Source organism: Stenotrophomonas sp. TD3 (genome assembly GCF_001939825.1).
Lineage (GTDB): Bacteria > Pseudomonadota > Gammaproteobacteria > Xanthomonadales > Xanthomonadaceae > Stenotrophomonas.
In genome coordinates, this window is the sequence record NZ_MOYM01000003.1 from 373,918 (window position 1) to 393,129 (window position 19,212).

Consider the following 19,212-nt stretch of genomic DNA (forward strand, 5'->3'; position numbering starts at 1 on the left):
TCGCCTACGGGGGAAATGCTCATGAACCGCATCTACCGGCGTGTATGGAACCGCCAGCTCAATGCTCTGGTTGTGGCCTCGGAACTGGCCACCGGCGACAGCGGCGGCAGCGCCGCACGCGATCCGCGCGCCTTCCTGCTGATGCCCACCGCCCTGGCCCTGGCACTGCTGTGCGCGCTGGCCAGCGGCCACGCAGGGGCATCGGAAACCAATCAATCGCTGCGTGACCTGCAAGCGCTTGCGGCGAAGTATGCGCAGCCAATGCCGGTCAAGGTCGACGCCGAAGTGGCCCTGGCTGCCGCCGCGCGACAGGCGCAGAGCAGCCCCGCGATCAGTGCGGACGCTCGCCTGGGCCTGCAGTTGAACACCACGTCGCTGCCGGTGGCGCGTGACGTATTGCCGGCCACCGTGCAGGTGAAGCTGGCAGCGGACACCACGCCGAAGCAGGTGGCCGTGCCGGCGCTGGCGGCCGATGTCCGCGCCACTGTCGGCCTGGGCAAGGCTGCGGGCAAGGCCGCACAGGTGGATGCATCGCTGGCAGCGCACGTTGCGCCCGGCGCGCAGGCGCCGTTGGGTGTCACCGCCGATGCACGCGCCAAGGCCAAGGTCGGCGTCGCCGGCCGCCAGGTCGCTTCGATCGATGCTGGTGCCAAGGCCTTGGCGGGCCTCAGCGGTTCGTCCCTGAAGACCTCTGTCGACGCCAACACCGACGCGCATCTGGCGGTGGCTGGCCATCACATCGAAGGTCAGGGCCAGGCCCGGGCGACAGCCGCAGTCACGCTGCCGGCCAAGGAGGAATTGCCGGGTGACACGCATGATCGCGCCATCAGTGCCGCGTTCGATGCCGGCGCCGGCGGCAAGGTGCGGGTGCAGGCGCCGGACGGCCAGGAAGTGATCGCCGACCGCAACCTGAAGCTGGCCGGACAGGCGACCGTCGCCGCGCAGCACAGCGCGCTGGGCGTTGGCAACCTGGTGGGCGGCGCGGTGGGTGCTGTCGGTGGGACGCTTCACGGTGCTGCGGGTGCGGTCGGCAGCACGGTGGGTGGTGCGCTGAACGGCACCGTCGGAACGGTGGGCGGTGCTGTCGGCGGCGCGCTGAACGGTACTGTCGGAACGGTTGCCGGTGCAGTGAGCGGCGCACTGAACGGTACCGTTGGCACCGTTGGCACCGTTGGCAGCGCAGTGGGCGGTGCACTCAATGGCACGGTTGGCCAGGTCGGTAGTGCGGTGGGTGGCACGCTCAACAACACCGTCGGCGCAGTCGGCGGTGCAGTGGGTGGTGCTCTGAACGGCACCGTTGGCACAGTTGGCGGCGCAGTGGGTGGCACGCTCAACAACACGGTCGGCGCAGTCGGTGGCGCACTGAACGGCACCGTTGGCACCGTTGGCAGCGCAGTAGGTGGCGCGCTCAACAACACGGTCGGCGCAGTCGGCGGAGCACTGAACGGCACCGTCGGAACGGTTGGCGGTGCGGTGGGTGGCACGCTCAACAACACGGTCGGCACAGTCGGCGGAGCACTGAACGGCACCGTCGGAACGGTTGGCGGTGCGGTGGGTGGCACGCTCAACAACACGCCCCGCACAGCCAGCGGCGCACTCTACGCCACCGTCGGCACAGTTGGCAGTGCGGTGGGTGGCACGCTCAACAACGCCGTCGGCGCAGTCGGCGGTGCAGTGGGTGGTGCTCTGAACGGCACCGTTGGCACGGTTGGCGGCGCAGTGGGTGGCACGCTCAACAACACGGTCGGCACAGTCGGCGGTGCACTGAACGGCACCGTCGGAACGGTTGGGGGTGCAGTGGGCGGCACGCTCAACAACACGGTCGGCACAGTCGGCGGTGCACTGAACGGCACCGTCGGAACGGTTGGGGGTGCAGTGGGCGGCGCGCTCAACGGCACGGTTGGCCAGGTCGGCAGCGCAGTGGACGGCACGCTCAACAACACGGTCGGCGCAGTTGGTGGTGCACTGAACGGCACCGTCGGAACGGTTGGTAGCGCAGTGGGCGGCACGCTGAACGGCACCGTTGGCACCGTTGGCAGCGCTGTGGGCGGCGCACTCAACGGCACGGTTGGCCAGGTCGGCAGCGCAGTGGGTGGCACGCTCAACAACACCGTCGGCACGGTCGGTGGTGCAGTGGGCGGCATTCTCAACGGCACCACCGGCAGCCCCACCAGCGGCCTGGGCGGTGTGCTGGGTAGCACGCTGGGCAATGTCGGCAGCGCGGTGGGCAACCTGCTCAACGGCAATCTCAATGGCACCATCGGCAATCTGGGCAGCGCCGTGGGTGGCCTGGTCGGTGGCACGCTCAGCGGTCTCGGCCTGACCCAACCCTCTGCGATTCCGCCGACCAGCCCGAAGGCGCCGGCGGCGGCCGACCCGAATGCGGGCCTGATCATCGGTACCGGTGGCCTGGTCGGCAATGTCGGCCAGCTGATCGGGCCGACCACCACCAGCCTGTTCGGTGGCAACGGCTACCTGAGCAACGGCAACCTCAAGCTCAGCAACGCCAACGTGATGCAGACCTATTCAACGGTCAATGTGCTGGGCCTGCCGGTGGTCAACCTGTCGCCGGTCGGCAGCACCCTCAACGGACTGGGCGGCGCTGCCACGGGTGGCAGCTCGCACCTGACCCTGATCGGTGGCGTCACCTCCGACAGCTACATCTACAACATCAACAACGGCAATCCGGGTGGCCTGCTGGGTCTGCTGCTGCCGAAGGATTCCCCGGCCTGGGCGGCCAAGTGCCTGGACATCGCGCTGGCCGACATTTCCTGCTGGGCCGTCAACGCGGCTCAGGATTACCAGGTGCTGATGGGCGATGGTGCCTTCGCCAACGGCTCCAAGGAAGTGGTGATCGGTGCCAACGCGCGCCATGAACTGCCGAAGGTCGATGCCAACGTCGCCTTCCCCGGTGATGGCGTGAACGATCCGAGCAATCCCACCGGCGTGCCGACGGCCGACTATGCCGCGCGCATGGGTCATTCGGTCGTCGTCGGCGACAGCGCCGTCGGTACCGCCAACGGGCAGACCCTGCTGGGTGCCGAATCCACCTCCAACCAGGCCAACTCGGTCGCGCTGGGCTACCGCTCGGCTGCGCTGCGCGGCGCGCAGGCCAGCTACAGTGCCTATGGCCTCACCGCGCCGCAGGTCTCGGCCGGTGAAGTGTCGGTGGGCACCGCCGGCGGTGGCGAGCGCCAGATCACCAATGTGGCTGCCGGCAGCGTCAACACCGACGCGGTCAACGTGGCGCAGCTGAAGGGTGCGATCAGCCTGATCAACGGCGTGGCGGATGCCGCGGTGACCTACGATCTGGATGCCGGCGGCAATCCGAACTATCGCCGAGTCACGCTCGGCGCAGGCACCGGCACCACCACCATCGGCAACCTTGCCGCCGGTGCGGTCACCGCAGGCAGCCTGGAAGCGGTCAACGGCGGCCAGCTGGCGGCGACCAACAGCGCCATCGCCAGCTTCTTCGGTGGCCGCGCGGCCTTCGATCCCGCCAGCGGCATCTTCACCGCACCGCTGTTCGAGATCAGCACGATCTCCACCGGCGGCGCCATCGCCAAGGGCCTGTACACCAACGCCACCGATGCCTTCGCGGCGGTGGATGGCTCGCTGGTCAACCTCAACTCGCAGATCACCGATATCCGCAATGGCGGCACCAAGTACCTGCGGGTGAACTCGACCGGCACCGAGGCGGTGGCCAGTGGCACCGATTCGATCGCGGTCGGCACCAATGCGCGGGCGACGGCGGCCAACAGCATCGCGGTGGGGGCAGGCAGCCTGGCCGATCGTGCCAACTCGGTCTCGATCGGCGCCGCCGGTGCCGAGCGCCAGGTCACCAACATGGCGGCCGGTACCGCGGCGACCGATGCGGTCAACCTGGGCCAGCTGCAGGCCTCGGAGCAGGGCGCGCTGCGCTATGACCTCAACCCCGATGGCAGCGTCAACTACGCCAGCGCCACGCTGGGCCAGACCGGTACCGCCACCACGCTGCGCAACCTCGGCCCGGGCCAGGTCAGTGCCACCAGCAGCGAGGCCATCAACGGTGCCCAGCTGTTCGCGGCCAACCAGGCCGTGGCCACCCACCTCGGCGGTGGTGCTGCGGTCAACGCCAGCGGCGTGCTGACCGCACCGTCGTACTCGATCAACAACGTCGCCGCCAACGGCACCGTGACCAAGGGCAGCTACAACGACGTCGGCACCGCGTTCGATGCGGTCAGCAATTCGCTGGCCAACGTTGCCGACCAGACCGGCGAGATCGACAAGCTGGCTGTGAAGTACGACGTTGATGGCAGTGGCAACGTGCTCAACAGCGTGACCCTCAAGGGGACCGGCACGGGCGCGGTGAAGCTCACCAATGTCGCTGCCGGCAGCATCCTGGCCGGCAGCAGCGACGCCATCACCGGCGACCAGCTGTTCAGCACGAACAGCACCATCGCCAACTACTTCGGCGGCACCACTGCCTTCAACGGCACCACCAATGTGTGGACCGCGCCGACGTTCAGCATCTCCAGCATCGCCACCGATGGCACCTTCACCAGCGGCGATTACAACAACGTCACCGCCGCCTTCACTGCTGTCGATGGTTCGCTGAAGGTCCTCAACCAGCGCATCACCAACGGTGGCGGCAGTGCCTACCTGGCGGTGAATTCGACGGCGGCCGCAGCAACCGCAGCCGGTGCGGAAGCGGTGGCGGTCGGCCCGCAGGCCAGTGCGGCCGGCGCCAACAGCGTGGCGGTCGGCAATGGCGCCAGCAGCAGTGCCGGCAACAGCGTGGCACTGGGTGCCGGCTCGGTGGCCAGCGTCGGTGCGCAGAGCGGTTACACCGGCGCCTATGGGCAGACGGGTGCCAGCAATTCCGCTGGCGAGGTGTCGATCGGCAGCAGTGGCAGCGAGCGCAAGATCACCCACGTCGCGGATGGCTCCGATGACCACGATGCGACCAATGTCGGGCAGCTGAAGAACGGCGTGAACTACGCCATCGACCAGTCCAAGTCCTACACCGACCAGAAGATCCAGAACATCACCAACGTGGCCGGCAGCTTCCGTGCCAACAACACCAACAACCTGGCCGACCCGTCCGCCAGCGGCGCCAATTCGGCCGCCGGTGGTGCAGGCTCCACCGCCGCCGGTGCCAACTCGACCGCGCTGGGCAATGGTTCGCAGGCGCAGGCCGACAACTCGGTGGCGCTGGGTGCGGGTTCGGTGGCGAACCGGGCCAACACGGTCTCGGTCGGCGCCGCCGGTGCCGAACGCCAGGTGGTCAACGTGGCCGACGGCTCGCAGGCCACCGATGCGGTCAACGTGCGCCAGCTGCAGGCTTCGCAGCAGGGCACGATCCGCTACGACACCACGGTGAATGGCGCGACCAACTACAACAGTGTCACCCTGGGCAGCACCAGCAGCGGCCCGACCACGGTCCGCAACGTTGCCGCCGGCACCGCCGGTACCGACGCCGTCAATGTGGACCAGCTGAAGTCGGGCATGGCGCAGACCCTGGACTGGTCGAAGGCCTACACCGACGAGCGCATGGGCGGCTTCGAGCGCGACCTGCGCAAGACCGACAACCGTGCCTCGGCCGGTATCGCCTCGGCAATGGCCACCGCGGCGCTGCCGCAGCCCAGCGAGGCGGGCCGCAGCATGGCCTCGATCGCCGCCGGCAGCTACAACGGCGAATCGGGCGTGGCGCTCGGTATCTCCGGTGTCTCCGAAGGCGGCCGCTGGATCTACAAGTTCAGCGGTTCGACCAACAGCCGTGGCGAGGCCGGTGTGGCCGTCGGTGCCGGCATCCAGTGGTGATCCCCGCCGCCGGGCCGCACGCGCGGCCCGGCATCGCGGAAACGTCTACAGGGGGAATGACATGAAACAGCATCGCATCGCCCGCGCCGGCCAATGCGCCGCCACGCTGGGCCTGATCCTGGGGATGGGCCTGCTGGCCGCCTGCCGCAGCCATGCGCCGGCCGCCGAGGGTCCTGCCGAAGCCACCGCCGTGCACTTCCCGGAGGCCTCGAAGGCCTCGCTGAAGGAGGGCATCTATCCCGACGTCGCCGACCTGCGCCGCTTCGCGCCGGGCATGACCAAGCGGCAGCTGTACACGCTGCTGGGCACGCCGCATTTCAATGAAGGCATGTGGGGCGTGCGCGAGTGGAACTACCTGTTCAATTTCCGCACCGCGCAAGGTGCGGAGTACTTCACCTGCCAGTTCCAGGTCCGTTTTGACAGCAAGGGCATTGCCCAGGCGGGCTACTGGAAGCCGGAATCGTGCGCGGCCGTGCTGGAGCCGCCGCGGCCACCGGCCCCACCAGCACCGGTACCGGCACCGCTGCCGGAACAGCCGCTGCGGCTGTCGGCCGATGCGTTGTTCGGATTCGACAGCGCGGTGCTCAGCGCCGAAGGCCAGCACGCGGTGCAGGGCATCCTGGCGCAGGTACGCGAAGCTGCGCAGGTGCAGTCGATCAGGGTAACCGGCTACACCGACCGTATCGGCAGCGCCAGTTACAACCAGACGTTGTCGCAGCGTCGCGCCGAGGCCGTGCGCAGCGCGCTGGTGCAGGGCGGCGTGCCTGCAGCCAGCATCAGTGCCGAAGGGCGCGGCGCGGCCGAGCCGATCGTGCAGTGCGGACAGCGCAACCGGCGCGAGCTGATTGCCTGCCTGGCGCCGAACCGGCGCGTGCAGATCGCCGGGATGGCACAGCCACGCTGATCTTCCTGCGCCGGGGCGGTGCCCCGGCATCCCGAGTCCCCCCTGACCACCGGCAGGCGTGGCAACGTCTCCCCCGTCGTCCACGCCTGCCGGCGGCTCAGGTTTTCAAATGGTGCACGCGATGAATGCCCAATTCCTGCCCCTCTCCATGAAGACGGAAGCCACTCTCAGCGTGTACGGCCAGCTCGGCAACCATGCCGTGGTGCGCATCCCCGGGCGACGCTTGCCGGGCCTGATCCTGCAGGCCGATACCGTGGCCGGGTTCCTGGCCCAGCTGCAGGAAGCCCAGGCCTGCCTGCGCAGCGGCCGCGCACAGCGCACCGATGCCGAGCTGGACATGCTGATCGACGTGCTGCAGCAGTGGTACGCACTGATCGAATCGCGCCTGGCCGACGCCGGCGAGGCGCTGTAGAAGAAAAAGGGGACGGAGGGGATTAAGTCGTTTCCGGCATACCTGGGGCAAGAACGACTTAATCCCCTCCGTCCCCTTTTCCTAGGCGCGGGCGCGGACCAGCCAGCAGGCGGCATCCACGCGTACGCGGTCGCCTTCGATGAACGGCGCGAATGCGGCCAGTGCCTGGTCGCGGAGCACGGTGGCGCGGTCTTCCGGCATTGCGCGCAGGGCCAGCCCCAACGGGCCCAGCTGGCCGACATAGGTCGGCAGGTCTTGGCGGGCGATCGAGCAGGGCAGGTCTACCGCAACCACCTCCACATCCTTCCAACCGGCGGCCTGGAGCAGCCGCTGGACCTGCCCGCCATCGGCAAAGGCGAACTGTCCCGGCGCGCCGGGTACCCGGGGCGGCAGATCCAGTGCATCGCCGATGGCGCGTTCGGCCGTGGTCATGAATGGGTTCTCGTGGGCACTGCGCCAGGCGATGAAGCGCAGCCCCGCGCCGGGTGTCGCGGCACGATGCAGGTTGGCGAAGGCAGCCTGGCTGTCCTCGAAGAACATCACGCCCAGCCGCGACTGGATCCAGTCGAAGTGCGCGGACGGCAGTGGATGCCGCTGCGCGTCTGCCACGATGAAGTCCGCGTCCAGTCCCGCAGCCTCGGCGCGCTGACGGGCCAGCGCCAGCATCGGCGCGGAGATGTCCAGGCCGGTGCTGTGTGCCGCCGGGCGAGCGCGGGCTGACGCCAGCAGGCTGGCGCCGGTGCCGCAGCCGATGTCGAGCAGTTGCGTGACGGTCTCCGGGAGTTCGGCGACCAGCAGGTCGGCCATCGGCTGGAACAGGCCATCGAGGATGGCCTGCTGGGCGACCCAGATCTGGCCGCCAGGGCCATTCCAGAGCGCATTCTGATCAACAGGGGATGTACTGGCCATGGCCTTGTCCTGCCGGGAAGTTGCCCATAGGTTGATGCTTGAAGGCGACTTGAGGTCAAGCCCGTGCGTGAACTGGATATCGGCGAGGTGGTGAAGCGCAGTGGCGTGCCGGCCTCGACCCTGCGCTACTACGAGCAGCTGGGGTTGTTGCAGGCCCTCGGCCGTCGCGGCCTGCGCCGGCAGTACGACGAGCAGGTGCTGGAACGGCTGGCGCTGATCGGCCTTGGCCAGGCGGCCGGGCTGTCGCTGCAGCAGATCGGGGCATCGCTGCCGCCGCAGCGCGGCTGCCTCACGCTGGATCGTGAGGCGCTGCTGGCGCAGGCTGATGTGCTGCAGCAACAGATCAGCCAGCTGCAGCGGATACGCCGTCACCTGCAACGCGCCGCGGCCTGCCCGGAAGCGCAGGATGCACGCCAGTGCGGTTCGTTCCGCAAGCTGCTGCGCGCGCAGCAGCGCAGGGCGGGTGGGTGAGAGAAGGGCATCCACGCATGGCGTGGATCTACTGCACCACGACCTCGGTAGGTCCACGCCATGCGTGGGTGAATCAATCGCGGGTGCTGACTTCCCAGGTGGCATGCAGCACGCCCGGCACGTGTTCCATCCGTGCCAGCACCACGTCCAGCTCGTCGGCACTGACCGCCGTACTGACCAGCACCGCGATCACGTCGGTGGGGGCGTCGGCATGCTCGACCACCTGAACATCGCCCACCGGGTACTGCGCAGCCTCCAGCGCATCGACCAGGCGCTCGCGCACCCGCGGCACGGCTTCGGCATCCACGCTCAGGCGCACTTCATAGGTGGCTTCGGTCGCCGCCTCGTTGATCGGAATCCGGTTGATCGCATTCACCAGCGGCCGCAGCAGGGTGTTGCCGGCAATGATCAATACCGTCAGCAGCACGCCCTCGGCCAGCATGTCCGCACCGGTGCAGCTGCCGACCGCCGCCGAACACCACAGGGTGGCGGCAGTGTTCAGGCCGCGTACGTTCATGCCTTCCTTCATGATCACGCCGGCGCCGAGGAAGCCGACCCCGGAGACCACGTAGGAGATCACCCGCACCGCCTCGGCGCTGCCGGCGATACGCATGCCCAGGTCGACGAAGGCAGCGGCACCCACCGCCACCAGCACGTTGGTGCGCAGGCCGGCGGTGCGTTGCCGGTACTGGCGCTCGGCGCCGATCAGCGTGCCGAGCACGAAGGCGGCCAGCAGGCTGACCACGGTGTCGGCGAAGGGGCCGGCCTGGAAGGTTTCAATGAAGCGCATGGTCGGAGTCTACCCGGTCGAAGTGACAGTAGATCCACGCCATGCGTGGATTTCCAGCGTGCCAGAAACGACTTAATCCCCTCCGTCCCCTTTTCGCGGGTCAGTCGGTGTCCTCGACGCGCTCGCCCATCAGTTCGCGCTGGCGCTTGTCCAGTTCCTCGGCGTAGCGCTTGCGCACGAAGGCTTCGGAGACCACGCCCAGCACCTGGCCGTCGGCGGCGACCACGGCCAGTTCGTCGGCCTGGGTCTGGTCGAAGCGTTGCATCACGCTGACCACGTCCGAGGCCGGTGACAATGACACGTCACGGTTCTCGGCCAGCTCGCCGATGATGGTCTCCGGCTTCACGCCGTCGCCGTAGACGCGTGGGATCTGCACGATGCCGGCATAGTGGCCTTCGCCATCGATCAGCACGACCCGGCTGCCCGAGCCCAGCGGGAAACGCTGGCGGAAGGCATCGGCGTCGAGGTCGGCCGGGGCGGTGGCCACGCCCTTGCGCATCAGCCGGCCGGCATTGAGGTTCTGCACCCAGCCGACGTCGCGTGCGCTCTTGATGGTCTCGCCGCGCAGGTGCATGCGCCAGGTCGAGAACGAATAGCCGAACCACTGCCGCACCAGCGTGCTGGAGACCAGCACCGCACTCATCACCACGCTGGTCAACAGGAAGTCGTGGGTGCCTTCCAGCACCAGCATGGCCATGGTCATCGGCGCGCCGACCACGGCGGCGGCCAGCGCCGCCATCCCGGCCAGGGCGGCAGAAGTTGCATCAATCACCGGCACGCCGGTGGCCATCGCCAGCAGGCCGGCGAACAGGGCGCCGACCAGGGTGCCCATGAACAACGAGGCGAAGAACAGGCCACCGCGGAAACCAAACCCGAGCGAGATGCCCGAGGCCAGGCACTTCAGCGTGAGCAGCCCGCCGATCCAGATCAGCGGCAGATGCGTGGTCAGGTCCAGGTGCAGGGCGCCATGGCCGGACGACAGCACCTGCGGGCTGGCCAGTGCCAGCGGAATCAGCAGCAGGCCACCCACCACCGGCCGGCCCCACAACGGCAACGGGCTGCGCTTGACCGTGCCTTCGATCGAAGCGATCAGCCGCATCACCGCGATGCCGACCATCGCGCAGCAGCAGCCGAGCAGGCCGTAGATGGCGTAGTCGGCGGCGCGGACATCAATCGTCGAGGCGGCCGGCAGCAGGTAGGCCTCGATGCCGGCCTGGTCGGCCACGAACGCGCCGGCCAGTGCAGCGACCGCCACCGGGGCCAGCGCGGCCGGGGTGTAGGCGCCGATGACGATCTCGAAGGCGTAGAACGCACCGGCCAATGGCGCACCGAAGGCGGCGGCGATGGCACCGGCGGCACCGGCGCCGACCAGGATGCGCACGTCATTGCGGCGCAGGCGCATCACCCGGCCCAGCTGCGAACCACTGCCGGCGCCCATCTGTGTATACGAAGCCTCCAGCCCGACCGAGGCGCCGCAGCCATTGGACAGCAAGGTCTGGGTCAGCACGATCAGGTTGTCGCGCATCGACATGCGGCCGCCATGCAGGGCATTGGCTTCCACCGCATCGAGCAGGGGCCGCTTGAGCCGCGTCGCCGCCAGGCTCACCAGGCCGACCAGCAGGCCACCCAGCGGCAGCACCAGCAGCGCGGTCCAGGTCAGCGAGGGCAGGGAGCTCAGGCGCATGCCTTCGTCCAGCCCGTACAGGGCTCCCTGCAGCCAGCGTGCGATGCCCGACTGCAGCAGGGTCAGGTAGCCGGCAAGCAGGCCGACCAGCAGGGCAAGCGCGATGAACCACAGGTCGCTGCCGCGCAGCCGCAGGCGCAGGCCCTGGAAGGCCGAGTGCAGGCGCGATGGCGAAGCAGGCAGTGACATGGTGGCGGCATGATACGCCGCCACCGTGATCGCCACCGTCACTGCATCGGGCGGTTACTGCCTCAGAAGCGGTAGCGGCCCTGCACGTAGAACGTGCGCGGCGCGGCCACCATGCGGCCAGCGTTGCCATCGACGTTGCGGGTGTACCAGCGCTTGTCGGCCAGGTTGTTCACGCCCAGCGCGATCTCGCTGTCGCCCAGGCCGGGCACCTGCCAGGCCACCTGTGCATTCCACAGGCGCACGCCCGGCACGCGGCCCACGCGCGCGTCGGCGGTCTCATCCCAGGTGTTGGCCGCATCGGAGAACTGGCCGCTCTGGTGGGTGCTGGAGACATTGAAGGTCCAGCCGGCCAGCGCGTAGCGGGCGCCGACGCTGTCGGTGTCGCGCGAGTAGAACGGCACGTCCAGGCCACGGTTGTCGCCGGACTGCTGGATCGCCTTGGTCCAGGTGTAGTTGGCGTACAGCTCCAACCCGGTCAGCGCGCTGTCTTCGCTGAAGTGGTACTCCAGCGCGCTCTCCACGCCCTTGTGGTCGGTGGCGCCGATGTTCTGGAAGGTCGGCGGGGTGATCCCCGGTACCTGCAGGATCTGGTTGTCGAAGCGCATCTTGAACACGGTCACTTCCGCGCGCAGTGCGCCGTCCTGCCAGCGTGCGCCCAGTTCGGTGGTCTTGGCCACTTCCGGGTTCAGCGGGTTGCTGGCGGTCTGCGAATTCAGCTGGATGTTCTGCACCGGCCCGAACGAGGTGGTGTAGTTGCCGAACACGGTCAGCTGCGGGGTCAGCAGGTAGGCGATGTTGAGCGAGGGCAGCGCCTTGTCGTTGCGGCTGCTGAAGGTCGCCGCGCCACCCGCCTGGCGGCGGTCCATGTCGATCCATTCCATGCGCACGCCCGGGGTGATCCGCCATTGGCCGATCGCGATGCGGTCGTCGATGTAGAACGCATGGGCATCGGTCGCGTTGTCGAAGCGGGTGGTGGAGCTGGCCACGCCGGTGCGGCGGGTGACGGTGTAGCTGCGGTCGTTGCCACGCTCGCGCAGGAAACGGTAGCCGGCGGTGATGTCGTGCACGCTGGCGCCCCAGTGCAGGCGCTGGGTGTAGCGCGGCTCGATGCCGAGCACGCGGTAGTCGCGCGGCTGCACGGTCAGCTGGGTATTGGCGGCGTTGATCAGCGAGCTGGCACGGCTGCTCTCGTTGTAATAGGCCAGCACCTCGAACTCGCTGTTGGCCGACAGCGTGTTGGTGTAGCCCAGGTCGATGCCGGTGCGGTGGCCCTTCCAGAAATCGGTGGGGCGGGTGTTCTGGAACGGGTCGGCCTCATACTGCGCGCGGGTCAGGCCGCCCGGGGTCAGCGAGCGCACATCGTAGTAGGACAGCTTGGCACGCAGTTCCTGCTGTTCGTCGATGGCGTAGGCGAACTTCAGCGCCAGGTCGTTGAAGCGGTCATCGCTGCCCTGGCGCCAGCCGCGGCCGTCCTGGCCGGAGTACAGCAGGGCCGCGCCCAGGCCGTTGTCGCCGGTGCCGCCAAGGAAAGCGTTGTACTGGGTGCTGTCGCCGCCGCCATGGTCGTAGGCGGTGTAGCGCACGCCGGCCTCACCGTGCAGGCCGGCACCGGTGGGAATGGCGCGGGTACTGAAGTTGATGATGCCGCCCACGTTCTGCGGCCCGTAGCGCACCGCGCCGCCGCCACGCACCACGTCGATCGATTCGATGTTGGACAGGCTGGTCGGTGCGAACGACAGCTGCGGCTGGCCATACGGCGCCACCGCCAGCGGTACGCCGTCCAGCAGCACGGTCGAGCGCGGCGAGTAGCGCCCGGTCAGGCCGCGCACGCCGATGTTCAGCGACACCGAGCTGCCGGCGGTACCGGAGTTGTCGGTGACCTGCACGCCGGGGATGCGGCGCATGGCATCGCCGATGCTGGCCGCGCCGCTGGCTTCGATGCGCTGACGGTCCACCACGGTGCGCGCGCCAGCGAAGCTCTTCACGCTGTCGTGCAGGCCGGTGCCCAGCCAGCTGCCGGAGACCTGGATGCTGTCCAGCGTGGTGGCGCCGTCCTGGGCGAAGGCGCTGGCGGCCGGAAGCAGGCACAGGGCGAGGGCGGCGGCCAGGGGCAGGCGGGCCGGTTGCGGGGCGTGAATGGGCATCGGTGCAGGTTGTGGAAGGTCGTAAATGAGAATTATTGCTGATTCCATTCGCCAATGGAATGCGTCTGCGGTTCCTGCCGGCGGCCCGGTGGTAAAGTGCGTGATTGCTTCCTGACTCGCTGAGATCCGCCATGTCCCAAGCCGCTTTCTACCCCGTCGGAACCCCTGGCCAGCCGTGGGGAACGGCGGAACGGGAGGCGTGGCGTGGCCGCCAGCAGCGCCTGCGTCGCTACGACGAGGAGGTGCTGCCGCGCATCGAAGCGCTGGCCCCGCGCTTCGACAAGGTGGCCTATGGCCAGCTCGAGTACGCCGGCGAGACCTACACCCTGTTCGCCCTGCGCAGCCGCGACTGGAACCCGGCGCTGCCGGCCGCTCTGGTCACCGGTGGCGTGCACGGCTACGAGACCAGCGGCGTGATGGGCGCGCTGGAGTTCCTCGAAAAGCACGCCGCCGACTATGCCGGCAAGGCCAACTTGCTGGTGGCGCCGTGCGTGAATCCGTGGGGCTTCGAGCGCATCAACCGCTGGAACTTCGATGCGATCGACCCGAACCGCAATTTCCGCGCCGATGGCCCGGCCCGCGAATCGACCGCTGTCATCGAGCTGATCACGCCGTACCAGGGCCAGTTCGTGCTGCACATCGACCTGCACGAAACCACCGACAGCGACGAAAGCGAGTTCCGCCCGGCGCTGGCGGCGCGTGATGGCAAGCCGTTCGAGCCGGGCCTGATTCCCGATGGCTTCTACCTGGTGGACGACAGCGAGAACCCGCAGGCGGCCTTCCAGCAGGCAGTGATCGCCGCGGTGGAAAAGGTCACCCACATCGCGCCGGCCGACGACAAGGGCGAGATCATCGGTTCGCCGGTGGTGGCCCATGGCGTGATCGAGTACCCGCTGGTGAAGCTGGGCCTGTGCGCCGGCATTACCGGCGCGAAGTACACCACCACCACCGAGGTCTACCCGGACAGCCCGCGGGCGACCCCGCAGCAGTGCAACGACGCACAGGTGGCGGCGGTGTGCTCGGCGCTGGATTACGCGCTCGCCCATCGCTGATCGGTTCGGTAGTGCCGGCCGCTGGCCGGCAGCCACGGGACAATGAGATTGCCGGCCAGCGGCCGGCACTACCTCAGCCCAGCGCGTCGGCCCACCAGAGTGCGGCTGGCCCTGGCGGCGTGTCGCGGCGCCACAGCAGGTCGCTGTGGATGCGCCGCGGCCAGCCGGGCAGTACCAGTTCCAGCAGCCGCCCGCGGTCGTAGCGCTGTACCAGCGCCCGCGGCAGTTCGGCCCAGCCGATGCCGTCCTCGGCCATCTCCATCACCATCAGGTAGTCGGTTGCCGTCCAGGCCAGGCCGGTGACCACGCGGGATTGATCGACTTCTGCGCTCAGGCGCACCTGTCTATGTCGCGCCAGCTGTGCGGCGGCGCGACGACCGGCGCTGGCCAGCGGATGCTCGCGCGCCACGTACACCGACAGTTCGCTATGGTGGGCCAGCGGCCGTGCCACCAGCCCATCCGGATAGTGCTCCTGCCGTGGCAGCAGGCCCAGCGCGGCGCGACCGCTGCTCACCAGTTCCAGTACGTCCTCGCCTTCGGCATCCAGCCATTCCAGCTCGATCTCCGGGAATGCCTCGGCGAAGCGTTGCAGGATCCGCTGCTCCGGATCCAGCTGGTACACATCGGAGAACACCACGGTCAGGCGCGCTTCGACCGGTGCGGCCAGGCGCACGCTCAATTGCTGCAGGCGGGCATCGGCCGCGAGGATCTCCTGCGCGTGGCCCAGCACCTGGCGGCCGGCCTCGGTCAGCTGCGGGTAGCGCCCGCTGCGGTCGAACAGGCTCACGCCCAGGTCGGCTTCCAGGTGGGCAATGGCGGTACTGACCGTCGACTGGGTCTTGCGCAGGCGCCGCGCCGCCGCCGAGAACGAGCCCAGCGCCGCGGCTTCGACGAAGGCCTGCAGGGATTCAGGGGAGTAGGGCATTGATCCATCGCTCCTGTCGATGGAATCCATTTTGATACCACCGTAAAAGGCGATGATACTGGCTTCCGTCGCCCCCGTCTGCGGGGCGTTCCGGACCCTCCACGCATGGCGTGGATCCATCGGTGAGGCGGCGTGGTCCCCGCCCTGCAAGGAGCTTCACATGTCCCGTACTGTTCCCGCCCGTGGCGCGCTGGTCGCCTGGGCCTGCCTGACCGTGGCGATCGTCGCCGAAGTGGTCGGCACTTCGTTCATGGCCCATGCCGCCCGCGATGGCGGCTGGACCGGCTACCTGATCATGGCCGGCGCGCTGGCGCTGTCCTACTTCTTCCTGGCGCAGTCGGTGCGCCGTATCGCCGTTGGCGTGGCCTATGCGGTCTGGGAAGGCCTCGGCCTGACCCTGCTGACCGTGGTCGGCCTCACCGTGTTTGGTGAAAGCCTGTCGCTGCAGCAGCTGGCCGGCCTGGTGCTGGCGGTGGTCGGCATCGTCTGCGTCACCCTCGGGGAGGCGCACTGATGAATACCCTCGCTCTGTTTTTCGTGATCTGTTCTGCACTGATCGACGTCGCCGCCAACATGATGGTGGCCAAGTCGGAGGGCTTCCGCCGCTGGCGCTGGGGCGTCGCCGCGATCGTCATGGTCTGGATCGCCTTCGCCCTGCTGGGACAGGCCGTGCGTTACATGGACCTGGCCACCGCCTATGCGATGTGGGGTGCGATCGGTGTGATCGGTACCGCTACCTGCGGCCGCCTGTTGTTCGGCAATCGCCTGCGTCCGATCGGCTGGGTCGGCATCGCGCTGGTCACTTTCGCGGTGCTGCTGCTGAGTACCGCGAAGTGATGTATCGTTGCGCCAACCAAGGTTGGCGCCTGCCAGAACCACGGTTGGGACCTGCCAGCGCGTGAGCTGCCGCAGGCAAGCGCCCCGGGGATGATCTCCCCGGGGCGTTGCTGTTTCTGCAGCACTCAGAAGCGTGCGGTGAAGTTCAGCCGCGTGGTGCGACCCGGGCCCGGCATCAGGCTCATCGCCAGCGTGTCCATGTAGTAGGTGTTGCGCAGGTTGCTGACCACCAGCTCCACTTCGCTGCGCGGGGTGAACTGCCAGCGTGCGTAGAAGTCATAGATCGCGGTCGGCAGGTAGATGTTCTGCAGGCCGGTCGAACCGGTGGTGTTCCAGGGCTTGTCCAGTTCGTGGGTGGGGCCGCTGTTGTAGGTGCGGCGGATGCCGGTATCCAGGCGCTTGTCGAACAGGCGGAAGCCGAGCGTGCTGTGGATCGAGTACTTCGGCGGGTTCTGTGCGTTGACGAACGAGGTGCCGAAGCCGCCGTCCACGCAGTCTGGCGTGGTGTCCAGCTTGCTCCACTTCGCATAGGGGTCTTCGCGCAGGCGCTTGGCGGTGGCCGCATCGCAGGTGCGCGCGCGCTGGTAGTAGCTGGCCGACAGGTCCAGGTAGGCGATGCTGGCGTCATAACCCGACTGCAGCTCGTAGCCGGACACCGTGTAATTGTCGACGTTGTCGACGTAGAAGGCCCAGTTGCTGGAATCGAAGCGGCGGGTGATCGCGTTGTCGATATCGTTCTTGAACCAGGCGACCTTGAACGCCAGGCGATCACCGTCGCGCCACAGGTCCTGCTTGAGCAGGCTGAAGCCGATGTCCCAGGAACGGTTCTTCTCCGGCTTCAGGTCAGCCACCGGCGCCGAGGTGCTGTTGCCCAGCGTCGACTCGAACAGGCTGGGCATCTTCCAGCCCTGCGCGTACTTCACGTAGAAGAACATGTCCGCGTCGAGGTTGAAGCGTGCTTCGGCATAGGGCGCGAAGCCGTGGCCGGAGCGCCGGATCGCCGGCTTGTAGCCCCAGGCGGTGGGAATCTGCTTGGTGTAGAAGCCATTGGCACCACGCGGGTCAGGGATGAACCCGTCGAAGTCATAGGTCTGGCCCAGCGTGCTGTCGCCATAGGGTGTGGCGCGCAGCGAGTCATAGGTGTAGTTGCCCTGTGCATCCGGGTACCACTCCTTGTACCAGCCCGGCAGCAGCTGGCCGCCCTTGCTCAGCCGCGCGAAGGTGTAGCGCAGGTCACGCGATTCGCTGACGAAGGCCACGCGGTTGCGGTCGCGGGTGCGGTAGTCGATGAAGCGGCCGCCGGCTGTCAGCGACAGCCAGTCCCACGGCTGCCACTGCAGCGACGCCACCACGCTGGCCTCGCGGCGCGTGCCCGAGCGCAGGTAACGGTTGTTGTTGTAGTCCACCGGCAGCACCGGCGAGTTCGGCGCGGTGTCTTCATGCTGGAAGGACGCGCCGAAGCGCAGCGTCCAGTCGCCCAGGCCGTTGCTGAAGCGCGTGGTGTTGCTGCTGTCCACGCCCCAGCGCTGGGTCTTCACGTCCGACTGCAGACCGGGGCCGTAGGTCTCGCCCAGCGTGTCGGGCATCTGGTCGGAGGCCATTTCCTTGAACAGCGGCGTGTTGGCGATGTTGCTGTTGAACATGCGGCTGGTGGCGGTGGTGAACCACAGCGTGCTGCTGAGATCCAGCCATGGATGCGCCTCGGGCCGGTACCGGTGGCGCAGCGAGGTGGCATTGACCCGCATTTTCCCCGGCTCGAACTGGAACATGGTGTTGGCCTTGTCCACGTAGGTCACCCATTCGTTGGACTCGCCCACGCGGCCGATCGCCGACGGCATGATCTCGCCGAAGCTCGAATTGAAGTAGCGATGGCTCAGCTCCAGGCGTTGGTCCGGACTGGGCGTCCAGGTGAACTTCAGCAGCGCCGATTCGTTGTCCGTATGCGTGTTGAGCACCTCATCGCCGGGGTGGTACATGTCAGAGACCGCCTGGCTGGACATGCCCGTACCGCCGCTGGACAGGTGCTGGTCGTCGTAGCGATGTGCACCGTTGCTGCCGGCGAAGTAGTTGCCCTGGCGGCGCCGCGCATAGGCCGCGACCAGCTGCCAGTCTTCGCCGCGCTGGGCGAAGGCCACGCTGCCATTCCAGTCGCGCGGGTCACGCAGGCTGTTGCGGTTCTCGCTGCCACGTGCCACCTGCTTGAACACGCGCGTACGGTCGATGCTGTTGTCGGCCACGCCGCCGCGCACGCGCAGGCCCCAGGCCTGGTCGTCGTCGAGGATGTCATCGACATTCAGCGTTTCCATGTAGACCACGCCACCGATCGCGCTGGCCGCATTGGCGGCGAGGCTCGGGCCCTTCTCGATGCTGACCGCGCTGATCAGGTCCGGGTCCAGATAGCTGCGCTGCTGCACGCCGGCATAGCCGCGGTACACGTCGATGGCCTGCTGGCCACCGTCGATGATCACGGGCACCCGGTTCTGGCCCTGCAGGCCGCGGATGTTGACGTCGAGTGCGCCGCCATTGCGCACGTCTGCGGTATGCACGCCGACCGCACCGGCCAGCACATCGCCGATCGACTGGCCGCGGAAGCGTTCCAGCTGCTGGCGGTCCAGGTGCACGCGCGAGCCGCTGTCACGGTAGACCGCATCGGCATCGGCCAGCCCCCACGGCGAAGCACCTTCGCTGGCCTGGCCGGCCACGCGCAGCGTGCCGATCTGGCGCACGCCGGCTTCAGCGTCGGGTGCCGCCTGCAGCGCCACGCCATTGGCATCACGCTGGAAGGTCAGGCCGGTACCGGCCAGCAGCTGCGCCAATGCGGCGTCCGTGCCGAGCGTGGCCTGCACGCCGTTGCTGTGGCGGCCGCGGGTGAGGCGCGCGTCGGCGGCGATGGACAGGCCCGATTGCTGGCCGAACGCGGTCAGGGCCTGGTCGAGCGGGCCAGCTGGAATCTGCCAGCGAACGGCGGCAGCGGTGTCCTGTGCATGGACCGTGGCAGGCAGCAGGCAGGGGGTCGCCAGGGCCATGCACAAGGCGACGGCCAGGGGACGAGGGGAGGGGCAGGGCAGTTTCATGGGGGCGGCAACATCCGCA

Annotated in this window: 13 protein-coding genes; 7 read left to right on the top strand and 6 right to left on the bottom strand. The window is 68.2% G+C overall.

Annotation, left to right across the window (positions count from 1 at the left end; all coding sequences use genetic code 11):
• Positions 1–21: 21 nt before the first annotated feature.
• The 3 genes from BKE09_RS21325 (at position 22) to BKE09_RS21335 (ending at position 7,118) form a co-directional block, all read left to right on the top strand.
• Positions 22–5,802 carry an ESPR-type extended signal peptide-containing protein gene (locus BKE09_RS21325; protein WP_075677896.1) on the top strand — a complete coding sequence of 1,927 codons (5,781 nt, stop codon included), beginning with the start codon at positions 22–24 and terminating at the stop codon, positions 5,800–5,802.
• Between the two features lie 61 nt (positions 5,803–5,863).
• Positions 5,864–6,706, top strand: coding sequence for an OmpA family protein (locus tag BKE09_RS21330; RefSeq protein WP_075677898.1), 843 nt, complete (start codon positions 5,864–5,866; stop codon positions 6,704–6,706).
• Positions 6,707–6,815: 109 nt separating this feature from the next.
• Positions 6,816–7,118 carry a hypothetical protein gene (locus BKE09_RS21335; RefSeq protein ID WP_019337865.1) on the top strand — a complete coding sequence of 101 codons (303 nt, stop codon included), beginning with the start codon at positions 6,816–6,818 and terminating at the stop codon, positions 7,116–7,118.
• Positions 7,119–7,199: 81 nt separating this feature from the next.
• On the opposite strand, the gene BKE09_RS21340 is transcribed toward BKE09_RS21335, so the two are convergent.
• Positions 7,200–8,027, bottom strand: coding sequence for a class I SAM-dependent methyltransferase (locus BKE09_RS21340; RefSeq protein WP_075677900.1), 828 nt, complete (start codon positions 8,025–8,027; stop codon positions 7,200–7,202).
• A 63-nt stretch (positions 8,028–8,090) separates the two neighbouring features.
• On the opposite strand from BKE09_RS21340, the gene BKE09_RS21345 reads away from it, so the two are divergent.
• Entirely contained in the window at positions 8,091–8,498 is a 408-nt protein-coding gene (locus BKE09_RS21345; RefSeq protein ID WP_075677902.1) for a MerR family transcriptional regulator, read from the top strand.
• Positions 8,499–8,571: 73 nt separating this feature from the next.
• On the opposite strand, the gene BKE09_RS21350 is transcribed toward BKE09_RS21345, so the two are convergent.
• From BKE09_RS21350 to BKE09_RS21360, 3 genes are all read right to left on the bottom strand, one after another.
• Positions 8,572–9,288 (bottom strand): MgtC/SapB family protein, encoded by a 717-nt coding sequence (locus BKE09_RS21350; RefSeq protein ID WP_005409984.1) that lies wholly within the window; start codon positions 9,286–9,288, stop codon positions 8,572–8,574.
• 100 nt (positions 9,289–9,388) lie between these two features.
• The gene (locus BKE09_RS21355) at positions 9,389–11,161 is read right to left on the bottom strand and encodes a chloride channel protein (protein ID WP_075678337.1); all 1,773 of its coding nucleotides are present in this window, start codon (positions 11,159–11,161) and stop codon (positions 9,389–9,391) included.
• Positions 11,162–11,223: 62 nt separating this feature from the next.
• Positions 11,224–13,305: a TonB-dependent siderophore receptor gene (locus tag BKE09_RS21360; RefSeq protein WP_075677904.1), complete on the bottom strand. Its 2,082-nt coding sequence runs from the start codon at positions 13,303–13,305 to the stop codon at positions 11,224–11,226.
• A gap of 131 nt (positions 13,306–13,436) precedes the next feature.
• Here BKE09_RS21360 and BKE09_RS21365 point away from each other — a divergent pair, with 131 nt between their 5' ends.
• Positions 13,437–14,357: a M14 family metallocarboxypeptidase gene (locus BKE09_RS21365; RefSeq protein WP_075677906.1), complete on the top strand. Its 921-nt coding sequence runs from the start codon at positions 13,437–13,439 to the stop codon at positions 14,355–14,357.
• A gap of 73 nt (positions 14,358–14,430) precedes the next feature.
• Here BKE09_RS21365 and BKE09_RS21370 read toward each other — a convergent pair whose 3' ends face one another.
• Complete coding sequence (locus BKE09_RS21370) at positions 14,431–15,282, bottom strand: LysR family transcriptional regulator (RefSeq protein WP_075677908.1); 852 nt, start codon at positions 15,280–15,282, stop codon at positions 14,431–14,433.
• Positions 15,283–15,442: 160 nt separating this feature from the next.
• Between BKE09_RS21370 and BKE09_RS21375 the strand changes: the two genes are divergently transcribed.
• Both BKE09_RS21375 and BKE09_RS21380 read left to right on the top strand, forming a co-directional pair.
• A complete protein-coding gene (locus BKE09_RS21375; RefSeq protein ID WP_010485170.1) occupies positions 15,443–15,796 on the top strand; it encodes an SMR family transporter in 354 nt (117 codons plus the stop codon).
• Positions 15,796–16,119, top strand: coding sequence for an SMR family transporter (locus BKE09_RS21380; RefSeq protein ID WP_053512188.1), 324 nt, complete (start codon positions 15,796–15,798; stop codon positions 16,117–16,119). Before BKE09_RS21375 ends, BKE09_RS21380 begins: the two co-directional genes overlap by 1 nt.
• A 125-nt stretch (positions 16,120–16,244) precedes the next feature.
• Here the strand turns inward: BKE09_RS21380 and BKE09_RS21385 are convergent, their stop codons facing one another.
• Complete coding sequence (locus tag BKE09_RS21385; protein ID WP_075677910.1) at positions 16,245–19,193, bottom strand: TonB-dependent receptor; 2,949 nt, start codon at positions 19,191–19,193, stop codon at positions 16,245–16,247.
• Between the last annotated feature and the right edge of the window lie 19 nt (positions 19,194–19,212).

What these genes read in the sequence shown, in the direction of transcription:
- BKE09_RS21325 (WP_075677896.1), top strand. Translation starts at nt 22, where the DNA reads ATGAACCGCATCTACCGGCGTGTATGGAACCGCCAGCTCAATGCTCTG.
- BKE09_RS21330 (WP_075677898.1), top strand. Translation starts at nt 5,864, where the DNA reads ATGAAACAGCATCGCATCGCCCGCGCCGGCCAATGCGCCGCCACGCTG.
- BKE09_RS21335 (WP_019337865.1), top strand. Translation starts at nt 6,816, where the DNA reads ATGGTGCACGCGATGAATGCCCAATTCCTGCCCCTCTCCATGAAGACG.
- BKE09_RS21340 (WP_075677900.1), bottom strand. Translation starts at nt 8,027, where the DNA reads ATGGCCAGTACATCCCCTGTTGATCAGAATGCGCTCTGGAATGGCCCT.
- BKE09_RS21350 (WP_005409984.1), bottom strand. Translation starts at nt 9,288, where the DNA reads ATGCGCTTCATTGAAACCTTCCAGGCCGGCCCCTTCGCCGACACCGTG.
- BKE09_RS21355 (WP_075678337.1), bottom strand. Translation starts at nt 11,161, where the DNA reads ATGTCACTGCCTGCTTCGCCATCGCGCCTGCACTCGGCCTTCCAGGGC.
- BKE09_RS21360 (WP_075677904.1), bottom strand. Translation starts at nt 13,305, where the DNA reads ATGCCCATTCACGCCCCGCAACCGGCCCGCCTGCCCCTGGCCGCCGCC.
- BKE09_RS21365 (WP_075677906.1), top strand. Translation starts at nt 13,437, where the DNA reads ATGTCCCAAGCCGCTTTCTACCCCGTCGGAACCCCTGGCCAGCCGTGG.
- BKE09_RS21370 (WP_075677908.1), bottom strand. Translation starts at nt 15,282, where the DNA reads ATGCCCTACTCCCCTGAATCCCTGCAGGCCTTCGTCGAAGCCGCGGCG.
- BKE09_RS21375 (WP_010485170.1), top strand. Translation starts at nt 15,443, where the DNA reads ATGTCCCGTACTGTTCCCGCCCGTGGCGCGCTGGTCGCCTGGGCCTGC.
- BKE09_RS21380 (WP_053512188.1), top strand. Translation starts at nt 15,796, where the DNA reads ATGAATACCCTCGCTCTGTTTTTCGTGATCTGTTCTGCACTGATCGAC.
- BKE09_RS21385 (WP_075677910.1), bottom strand. Translation starts at nt 19,193, where the DNA reads ATGAAACTGCCCTGCCCCTCCCCTCGTCCCCTGGCCGTCGCCTTGTGC.